This window comes from Roseiarcus sp. (assembly GCF_052145395.1).
Lineage (GTDB): Bacteria > Pseudomonadota > Alphaproteobacteria > Rhizobiales > Beijerinckiaceae > Roseiarcus.
Genome location: NZ_JBKQOT010000632.1, coordinates 1 through 9,869, shown reverse-complemented (window position 1 = coordinate 9,869; position 9,869 = coordinate 1). Strand labels below are relative to the sequence as shown.

Here is a 9,869-nt window from a genome sequence, read left to right as displayed (position 1 = left end):
AGCCGCCCCGAATCATCCCCTGAAGACGAATCCAAAATCCCCCGCCACGCAACAACTTTCGCGGATCCTCGATGACTCGGGGTATAGAATCTAATGGGCTCCGGGCGGCTCCGTGCCTCTGGGATTTTTCAGCGAGCCGCCGGCGTCGGGACTCGATCAGCTTGACCGCAGCTGGCGGCTTTCGGACGCAAGGCGCGCGTTCCCGTTCGGTCCCGGTGCAGTAGCGTTGCGCCAACTCCGGACGTTCCTGAAAGAAGCTTCGAACGATCAGCGCAAACCGGGGCGAAACACGCGCCCGAAGCAATTGAACGGCGCGAACCGACACTCAGCCGACGGCCGGCCCCGTGTAGGATTTAGGGCGCCCGCCGAAGTCAATCTGGCTTTAAGCGTCCGAATTCAGTTCCATCTAACGGCCCCGTTCACTCTCAGGCGTACTTACCAGTTTTGCGGCCTGTTGGTTGGCGACGCTGAGGGCGGTGAGCATGTCGTCTCCCAAAGCCAGCCTGGCAGCAAGCGTTCCCACGAACATGTCTCCGGCTCCATGGGTACTTTGCACTTTGACCGGAATGCTACGAAGGGAGACTTTGCCGCCTGCCTCGTCCTGAAACGCCAGGCCGTCTCCGCCGGCGGTTACCACCACGGCGCCAAACCGGGATACTAACAATTCTGCCGCGCCTTCAGCATCCGCCAACGAGCGCACGGGCGTCGAACCCAGCATCTCAGCCTCGATAGCGTTGACAATCAGGATGTCGACATAACCCGGCAACGCCGTCTCGAACGCTCTTGCGGGAGCAGCGTTGAGGATTGTTTTAACGCCAAACTGCCTGGCTCTCCGCGCGACGTCTTCGTTGATCGCTTCCGGAATCTCGTTCTGGAGGATCAGGACTTTCGCAGAACGCAACAGCTCGTCGTGAGCTTGGTTCGCCCTTATCGCTAGGTTCGACCCTGAGACGATCACGGCGCCGTAATCGCCCTCGGCGTCGAAGATCGCAACGCTCATGCCGGAACCCACGCCCGGCAAGGTCGCGACCGCCGAGCGATCGACGCCTCCTCGATCGAGCCCGGCCAGCAGCGCGGCTCCAAAATCGTCGCTGCCCACAGCGCCGACCATCGCGGTCGGGACGCCCTGTCCTCGGGCGGCGAGGGCCTGATTGCCGCCCTTGCCCCCGAACTTCGGCGACCAGCTCGCTCCTGCGACGGTCTCTCCCTTTCGGGGACGGGCCGGCGCGTCGACCATGATGTCGTAGTGCAGGCTGCCGACGACCACGACGGAACCGGTCCGCGCGCCGCGCGCTTCGGTTTCTTGCGCGCTCATGACCGCCCCCGAGTGGCGCGATCAACGAGCATGGCGAAGAGGATGATCAGGCCGGTGGCGAGGAGCTGGTAAAAGGCCTGGACATTGAGCAGCGTCAGTCCGTTTCTCATGGCGCCGAGGATGATGGCGCCGAGCAGCGTGCCGCTGATGCTCCCCTTGCCGCCCATCAGCGAGGCGCCGCCGATGGCCGCCGCGGCGATCGCGTCAAGCTCCCAGAGATTGCCGAGGATCGGCTCCGCGGCGCCAAGGCGCCCGATCAGGATCAGCGCAGCGAGCGCCGCGAGCACGCCGGATAGAACATAAGCGCCAATCTTGGTGAGCGCGATCGGCACGCCGGCAATGTGAGCCGCCTCTTCATTACCACCCACTGCGAGCAGGTATTCGCCGAACGGCGTCTTGCGCAGAAGGATGAAGGCAATGAGAGCCACGACAATCACCACGGTCACGGAGGCCGGAATGCCGAAAAAGTAGCCGTTGGCGACCGCGCGGAATCCAGCCGGCACGCCCAGGATCGGATTGCCGCCGGTGGAGATGAGCGCCAAGGCCCGATAAGTGCTCAGCGTTCCAAGCGTCACAATGAAGGGCTGGAGCCCTCCGAATGCGACCAGAGCGCCGTTGATGAACCCACAAACCGCTCCGAGGGCGAGGCCCGCGACGATCGCTATCGCCGGCGGCACGCCCGCCACCATCAATGCAGCCGACAGAACCGCGGAAAGCGCAGCCGTTGGTCCGACCGAAAGATCGATGCCGCCCGAGATGATGACCAGCGTCATGCCCAGTGCGACGCAGGCGTTGATGCTCGATTGCAGGAGCACGTTCATGAGATTTCGTTCGGAGAGAAATCCTGGCGCGATGAACGCGAATACGGCGAAGATCAGGAGCAACCCAACCACAGTGCCAAAGTCGCGAACGTTCACGCGCAATCCCGGAAAGGAATGCGTGCTCGTGGAAGCCGTCGGAGTGCTGATCGACATGGTTTCTCTCCCTGGAATGGCGGCGTTTGCCGTCGGTTAGTCGGAAACAGAGGTTTGGGGGACCGCGTGCGCGACGATGGCCTGTTCGCTCAGGTCCTTGCGCTCGAGCTGAGCCGCGATCCGCCCCTGACGCATGACAAGCACGCGATCTGCGACTCGGATGATCTCCGGCAGCTCGGAGGAGACGACGACGATAGATTTGCCCTCCGCTGCGAGGCGTTCGATAAGGCTGTAGATCTCGGCTTTCGCTCCGATGTCTATGCCGCGCGTCGGCTCGTCGAACAGCAGAATCTGGCAATTCGCCGCAATCCAACGGGCGATGATCGCCTTCTGCTGGTTTCCCCCGGAGAAGAGGCGGATCGGCCGGTCGATCAGAAGCGGACGCAGATTGATGTTGGTCAGGATCTCGGTCGCCTCCTTGCGAAGCGCGCGGCTTCGTATGAGACCGCGCGGGGCAAAGTGCTTCATCGAGGGCAGCGCGACATTGTTCATCACGGAGCGTTGAGGGATGATTCCCTCCCGCTTCCGTTCCTCTGGCGCGAGGCCGATGCCCGCGGCAATAGCGGCGCGCGTGCCCTGTTTGGTGAGTTGCCGGCCGTTCAGCGTGATCGATCCCGAGGTCGGCCTGTCCGCTCCGGCGATCAGGCGCAACAGTTCCGTTCGCCCAGCGCCGATCAATCCGGCGATCCCGAGAACCTCGCCGCGCCGTAGTTCGAAGGTCGCGTCAACGACCTTGGTCCCCGAGGTCAGGCCATTCACCGAAAGGACGGTCTCGGCGGTCGCGGAGGAGCGGTGGTGGGCAACCGCGAGCTCGCGCCCGACCATCATAGCGACAACAGCGCTCTCGGTCGTTTCTCTTAGGTCAACTTCGCCCACAAGCTGCCCGTCGCGCATGATGGTCGCGCGGCTGCAAACCTTGAACACCTCGTCCATCTTGTGGGAGACGTAGATGATGGAAACCCCTCGCGCCGCGAGGTCGGCGATCACAACGGCGAGGCGCTCGAACTCGCTTGGGGTCAGGCTCGATGTCCGCTCATCCATGGCGATGATGCGTGCATTCTCGAGCAGCGCCCGGCCGATCTCGACAATCTGCCGCTGAGCGACCTTGAGGGTTTTGATCTGCGCGTCCGCGCGGATCGCGGGGTCGAGAGCCGCGAGCGCTCGAGCAGCGGCTTTCTCCTGGGCAGCGCGGTCGACGAAGACGGAGCCGCGGCGCAGCGAGCGACCGAGGAACATGTTCTGAGCGACAGTGAGCTCGCGGACCTGCTGAAGCTCCTGGTGGATCATCGCGATCCCAGCCCGGCGTGCGTCGAGGGGGCCGCGCAGGGCCAGAATCTCGCCGTCGAGCGTGATCGTTCCGGCGTTTGGCTTCAACACGCCGCACATCGTGCGGAGTAGCGTCGACTTTCCGGCGCCGTTCTCGCCGAGGAGGCCGTGAACTTCACCCGGACGAACGCGCAGCGACATATCGCTGAGCGCCTTGACGCCGGGAAATGTCTTTGTCACATGCTCAATATCGAGCCGAAGCGTTGCATCAGCCATGGGGGTCACCCTTGATAAAGGAAGAGCGGCTGCCGTTTTGCCGGCAGCCGCATTAGCTCATTGGCCGGTTTTGGCGTCCTGTTCGAGGACGGCCCGAACGTCGACCCCCTGGCCCTTGTAGCGCTCGACATTGTCCTTGGTGATCAAGGCTTGCGGCGTCGCGACCACGCGGGGAAGGTCTTCTTTTGCGACGATGCGGAGCGCCGCTTCCAATGCAACTTCACCCGTAAGGACCGGGAAGCTATCGACTGTCCCGGTCAACTCGCCAGCCCGGATCGAGGCGTAGGCGTCCGAGATCCCATCGGTCCCGAACACGACGACCTTGCCAAGGAGGCCGGCATTCTTCACGGCTTCGACGACGCCCAGCGCCATGGTGTCGTTGTTGCAATAGAAGCCGATGAGATCAGGATGCTGCTGGAGAATTGTCGTGGCCGAGTCGTAGGAGAGCTGTCTGTCCCAGTTGCCCGGAACGCTCGCCACGACCTGGAACTTGTCTCCGCCGGCGGTGATCGTGGACTTGAAGCCGTCGGTGCGCTGTCCCGCCGCGTAGACGCCGGCCTGTCCTTCGATCACGGCCACCTTGCCGCCCTGCGGCCTGTTCGCGAGAAACCACTTGGCGACTCGCACGCCATTATCCCGCTGGACGTTTCCGACGTAGTGAACCGCCATGGGAATGACGGCGTCGTTTACATTGACGACCGGAATTCCGGCAGCCTTCGCCTCGCCCATCGCAGGTTCGAGATTGGAGTTGGTTTGGGGCGATACGAGGAGGACGCTCGCGCCCTGTGTGATCATTGTCTCGGCGATCGAGAGCTGACCGAGTTGATCGCCCTCGCTCTGGGCGGCCTGGTAGGACACCGGAACCCCGACCTTCTTGCCGAAGTTTTGGTAGCCCTCGCCGAGGAGCCGCCAGTATTCGTTCGTGAGCGTCTTGGAGACTGCGCCAGCCTTCGTTCCGGCCGGCAACTTGGGAAAGGGCCCGAATTTCGCCGTCAGCTGGCTCCAATCGATCCGATCCGGCTCGGTGTCGGAATTGAGGGGCTTGAGGTCCTGGGCCTGCGCCGCGGCGATGGCGAGAAACATCGCGCCGGACAGCAATATTGACTTCATCATCACACATTTCCTCCAGATTCACAGTTGCTGCGGTTTACCCGTCGTTAGCTAGGCGTATTACCAAACATTGCTGAGCGAACGATGGATTGCGTTTTGACGGCGTCCTGCTGCGCAATCGCTGTGCTAAGCTGGTTGTCGCCGTCGAGTTTCCGAATGATGTTCAACATCGACTTCACGGTTGCGATGTTGGCCTCGCATTCCCGAACCGGGTCGAGACCGGTCAGATCGGGAAAGGTGTCGAAGTAGATCGGCCCGGCAAACCCATCTGCATAGACCTGCCGCAGGAGTTCGATGGTCTGGATGGAATGGACCGCTCCGACCATGAGGCCGTCGTCGCGCTTCGCATAGCCGTCGTTGAGGTGCAGGCCGAGAATACGGCTGTAGCGGCCGATCAGCGCCGCGGCGAAGGCCGGCTGCTCGTCCGCATAGAGGACATGAGCAAAGTCGAGCGTCACGCCAAGGTTCGGCAGGTTGATTTCCTTGAGCGCAAGCAGAGTGGTCGCGCAGTCGGGCATCAGGCTGTAGGAGCGCGGCTCGTTGGGCTTGTATTCGATGCTGATGAGGCAATCCGGATCGTGCTCCGCGACCTCTCGGATGCCATCGATCTCGTCGGTCCAGAGGCGCGCGTAATCAGCCTGAAAGGCGTAATCAAAGCCGTCCTGCCCGAGCCATAGCGTCATCAGATTGGAGCCGGCCTCGCGGGCGGCGTCTATGCCCCGCTTGGTGAGGTCGATCGCTTCGCGGCGAACGGCGGGGTCCGGGTTGGTGAAAGCGCCGATCTTGAAGGCTGGGTTGGAATAGTAACGCATCGCGAGGCCGTTCACCGTGAGACCCAGGTCGCGGATGGCCTTGCCGGTCGCCCGCGGGTCGGTTCCCAAATGGTCGGGGTAATTGAGGTCGACATCGGTCAGCCCATCCGCCTTGGAAGCGCGTTCGGCGAGCTCGATCGGGTTCGGCTTGCCGTGCCCCTTGGGCCAATAGACGTCCGGCTTCGATCCGAACGAGTTGAGGCGGGTGGCAAAGCGTAGGATGTCGGTTTGCACGAGGCTCTCCTTGGTCTGTGATCTGACATTACAACATTTCGTAAATTTGTAAAGTGTTAAATCGACAAAAAGTCACGGACCGCAAAAAAAGTTGCCGATGCCGCGGAAACGGCCAGGGTCCGGCTACGCTTACGATTACAACTTGCCAATCCGTCCGTGATCCGGTAAACTAAACACAGAAGGTGGAATCCCCGAATCGGGCCTTTGGGGCCGAAAAGGGAAAGCGGCCGTGGGGGGCGCCAAGCGTTCGCTGTCCGAACGAAAACGCGCAGGGAGGTGAAAAATACCCGTTTCGAGCGCCGCAATCGCGCTCTTCACACTTTCGGCCCGACCCGTGATTTTGGAAAAGCGGCGACGCGAATTTTGGTAAGGAGCGAGGGGTGGTCTCAATAGCGGATGGTACGGATCCAAAGTCGGTGGGGCCCAGGATTCGTATGATGAAGCCCCATTTGACTCCATTGGAGGCCAAGGTCGTCGACTCTGTGATGGCCAGACGGGATTTCAGTCACGAAACCGCGCTGAAAAAGGTCGCCGACGACGCGGGCGTTTCGGAGGCAATGGTCGTCAAGATCGCCAAGAAACTTGGCTTTGCGGGATATCGCGACTTCCGGCAGAACGTCGTGGATTACGCCAGGGCGTCGGTTGCAGAAATGCAGGAGGAACTCTCGCCGGATGACAGCCCGCGAGAGATCGTCAACAAAGTCTTCCACGCCTCGATCCAGGCGCTCGGGGAAACTCTGGCGATCGCGGACATCGAAGCCTACCAACGCGCCGCGGATTTCATCGCGGGGGCTCGACAGCGCGATTTCTACGGCGTGGGCGGCTCAGCGCAGATCGCCCGCGACGTCGCGCACAAGTTCCTCCGGATAGGCGTTCGGGCTTCGGTTTACGACGACGCGCATATGATGGCGATGTCCGCGTCTCTACTGGGGACGGCCGATGTCGCAATCGGCTTCTCCCACAGCGGCTCGACCCTGGTGACAATCGATGCGCTCCAACTCGCCCGCAGGAGTGGCGCCCGGACGATCGCAATCACGAACTATCTGGGTTCGCCTCTCGCGGAGATCGCAGACGTCGTCATTTGCTCGACCGCGCAGGGTTCGCCGCTCCTGGGAGAGAACGCTGCCGCCCGGATTGCGCAGCTGACGATGCTGGACGCGATTTTCGTTCTTGTCGCCCAACGCAATTACAATGCCGCAGATGCTAACCTTGCAAAAACGAAAGCCGCGGTGAGGGAAAAACGAAAAGGACAGTGAGGGTGTCTCGCGGACGCTTAACCCCTCTCTTCGCTTTCGGGTACGTCCGCTATTTGCGCCGACGAACCGTGTCGATTGTCGAGACGGGTTCAAGCAAGAGCTCGCGATGCCTGCCCAGAGCGGGCCACTGACCTGCCGGCGCCGTCGGGAGAAGCCCTCTTCTCCGGCCGCAGCAGACATCGCCGCACTTATCGATTGCGCTCTCGGGCGAACGGGATCCGAGGGGCCGCTGCGACCGCGACCTCATTAATCGGCCTCGGCAGGCTTCGCCGGAGCCGGGGCAGGCGCCGCGGCCTGCTCGCGGGCCGCGAGGGGCCAGAGTTTCAGGCGCTTGATGCGGCGCGGATCGGCGTCGAGAATCTCGTACTCGAAGTGGCCGGGCCCCTTCAAAATCTCCCCCCGGCCGGGGACGCGGCCGGCGGAAGCCGTGACGAGGCCGCCGATCGTTTCCACCTCCTCGGCGTCGGCGAGGGACGCGAAGTCGAAGCCGACCGCCTCCGACACCTCCTCGAGCGGCGCCCGCGCCTCGACGATGAAGGCCCCGTCGCCCTCCGCGTGAACCGGCGGTTCGGTTTCGTCGTGCTCGTCCTCGATATCGCCGACGATCGACTCGACCACGTCCTCGATCGAGACGAGGCCATCGGTGCCCCCGTACTCGTCGATCACCAGCGCCATGTGGGTCCGCGACATCTGCATGCGCAGCAATAGGTCGAGCGCCGGCATCGACGGGGGGGCGAAAAGCACAGGCCGGAGGATATGTGCGTCCGAGAGCGGCGTCTCGAGGCCGGCCGCCGCGTCGCGATCCAGCTTTTGCGCGAGCGGTTCGGCGATGAGGCCGAAGCGGGGATCGGAGGCGAGAAAAACGAGAAGATCGCGAATGTGGATCATGCCGCGCGGATCGTCGAGCGTCTCCGCATAAACCGGCAGCCGCGAGTGGCCCGCGGTTCGGAAAAGGTCCAGCACTTCCCGCAGCGTAGCGTCCAGCGAAATCGCGACGACATCGGCGCGCGGCACCATGACGTCCGCGACCCGAACATCGTGCAGCGCGAGCACGTTCTTCAGGATGGCGCGCTCTTGCGGCGTGAATTCGGCCGCGGCGCTCTCGTCGATTGCGTCCTCGATATCGTCGCGGACGGAGGCCGGCGCCAGGCCGAACAGTCCCCTCAACCGCTCGAAAAGTCTCGGGGACTGGTCTCGCGAGGAGGGAGAACGCGGCTCGGCCTCGCCTCGCTCGTCGTTTGTCGTTTCGCTCATTCGGTAGCGGCTCCGTCCGCGTAAGGGTCGGCGACCCCGAGGCGAGCCAATATCCTTTTCTCGAGCGCCTCCATGCGCTCGGCCTCTTCGTCCGTCTCGTGATCGTAGCCGATCAGATGCAAAAATCCATGCGTCACAAGATGCCGGTAGTGGTCGGCGAGCGGGACGCCGGAGGCCTCGGCCTCGCGGGCCAGGGTTTCGAAGGCCAGCGCGATGTCGCCGAGCGCAGGCGCGTCGGCCAGGCGGTCGGCAGGCGCCGCGGGGAAAGACAGGACATTGGTCGGCTTCATCTGGCCGCGCCAGCGGGCGTTGAGCGCCTGCAGTTCCGCGTCGCCGGTCAGGAGCAGGCTGACCTCGGCGCCGTCGCGCGCCTCGCATCCGCTCTCGGCGACGCAAGCGGCGAGGGTCTCGCGCGCCATCGTCCGGGCGCGCGGCAGTTTCCGCCACAACGGGGACGGCGCGCTGATAGCGAGCGAAAGCTTCATGGAGCGGCGGCGGAACGCCCTTCATGCGCTGCGCGCTCGTAGGCCTCGACGATCTGGCGAACCAGATCGTGCCGCACGACGTCCATATGCGCGAAACGCACATGACCGATGCGCGGATTGCCCAAAAGCAGGCGGATGGCCTCGCCGAGACCGGACTTCTGCCCCGGCGCGAGATCGGTCTGGCTGGGGTCGCCGTTGATCATCATCCGCGATCCTTCGCCAAGGCGGGTCAGGAACATCTTCATCTGCATCGCCGTGGCGTTCTGCGCCTCGTCGAGGAGGACCGCAGCCTTCGACAGGGTCCGGCCGCGCATAAAGGCGAGCGGCGCGATCTCGATCATGCCGGTCTGGATGCCCCGCTCGACCATCCGCCCGTCCATGAAGTCGTAGAGGGCGTCATAAATCGGGCGCAGATACGGGTCGACCTTCTCCTTCATGTCGCCGGGCAGGAACCCGAGGCGCTCGCCGGCTTCCACCGCGGGACGCGACAGAATGAGCCGCTCCACCAGGCCCTGCTCAAGCAGCGACACCGCGTGGCCGACCGCAAGCCACGTCTTGCCGGTGCCCGCCGGCCCTTCGGCGAACACCAACTCATACTTGCGCAAGGCGGCGAGATAACGGTCCTGCGCGGCGTTCCGGGCGCGCACGACGCCGCGTTTGCGGGTCTTGACCACGCCGAAACCGTCCCGCGCGGGTTCCTCCCCCGGGAACAGGAGACCCTGATAGGCGCTTTCCGCGATGGCCCCCTCGACGTCGCCCTCGCTCGCCGGCTGGCCCATCTTGACCCGCTCGTACAGCAGCTCGAACACGCGCCGGGCCTGCTCGCTCGCATCGAGCGCTCGCTCGGCGTTTCGGCCTACGCGAACGGCAACCAGATCGTCATCAAG

The 9,869-nt window shown here is 63.6% G+C and carries 9 protein-coding genes; 1 reads left to right on the top strand and 8 read right to left on the bottom strand.

All coding sequences use genetic code 11. From position 1 onward, the window contains the following. Positions 1 to 406 precede the first annotated feature (406 nt). The 5 genes from ACLP25_RS21880 to ACLP25_RS21860 are packed head-to-tail and all read right to left on the bottom strand — an operon-like array spanning position 407 to position 5,987. A complete protein-coding gene (locus ACLP25_RS21880; RefSeq protein WP_442471251.1) occupies positions 407 to 1,267 on the bottom strand; it encodes a PfkB family carbohydrate kinase in 861 nt (286 codons plus the stop codon). 44 nt (positions 1,268 to 1,311) lie between these two features. Beyond that, entirely contained in the window at positions 1,312 to 2,289 is a 978-nt protein-coding gene (locus tag ACLP25_RS21875) for an ABC transporter permease (protein WP_442471250.1), read from the bottom strand. Positions 2,290 to 2,325: 36 nt separating this feature from the next. Beyond that, positions 2,326 to 3,831 (bottom strand): sugar ABC transporter ATP-binding protein, encoded by a 1,506-nt coding sequence (locus ACLP25_RS21870; RefSeq protein WP_442471249.1) that lies wholly within the window; start codon positions 3,829 to 3,831, stop codon positions 2,326 to 2,328. 57 nt (positions 3,832 to 3,888) lie between these two features. Further along, positions 3,889 to 4,941, bottom strand: a complete 1,053-nt coding sequence (locus tag ACLP25_RS21865; RefSeq protein ID WP_442471253.1) for a sugar ABC transporter substrate-binding protein — start codon at positions 4,939 to 4,941, stop codon at positions 3,889 to 3,891. 47 nt (positions 4,942 to 4,988) lie between these two features. Next, entirely contained in the window at positions 4,989 to 5,987 is a 999-nt protein-coding gene (locus tag ACLP25_RS21860; protein ID WP_442471248.1) for a sugar phosphate isomerase/epimerase family protein, read from the bottom strand. Positions 5,988 to 6,376: 389 nt separating this feature from the next. Here ACLP25_RS21860 and ACLP25_RS21855 point away from each other — a divergent pair, with 389 nt between their 5' ends. After that, complete coding sequence (locus ACLP25_RS21855; RefSeq protein WP_442471252.1) at positions 6,377 to 7,243, top strand: MurR/RpiR family transcriptional regulator; 867 nt, start codon at positions 6,377 to 6,379, stop codon at positions 7,241 to 7,243. A gap of 246 nt (positions 7,244 to 7,489) precedes the next feature. Here the strand turns inward: ACLP25_RS21855 and ACLP25_RS21850 are convergent, their stop codons facing one another. The 3 genes from ACLP25_RS21850 to ACLP25_RS21840 all read right to left on the bottom strand — a co-directional run. After that, a complete protein-coding gene (locus ACLP25_RS21850) occupies positions 7,490 to 8,497 on the bottom strand; it encodes a hemolysin family protein (protein ID WP_442471247.1) in 1,008 nt (335 codons plus the stop codon). After that, the gene (gene ybeY / locus ACLP25_RS21845; RefSeq protein ID WP_442471246.1) at positions 8,494 to 8,982 is read right to left on the bottom strand and encodes an rRNA maturation RNase YbeY; all 489 of its coding nucleotides are present in this window, start codon (positions 8,980 to 8,982) and stop codon (positions 8,494 to 8,496) included. The genes ACLP25_RS21850 and ybeY overlap by 4 nt, the downstream gene beginning before the upstream one ends. After that, positions 8,979 to 9,869, bottom strand: an 891-nt coding sequence (locus ACLP25_RS21840) for a PhoH family protein (RefSeq protein ID WP_442471245.1), incomplete at its 5' end; no start/stop codon positions are given. The genes ybeY and ACLP25_RS21840, both read right to left, overlap by 4 nt.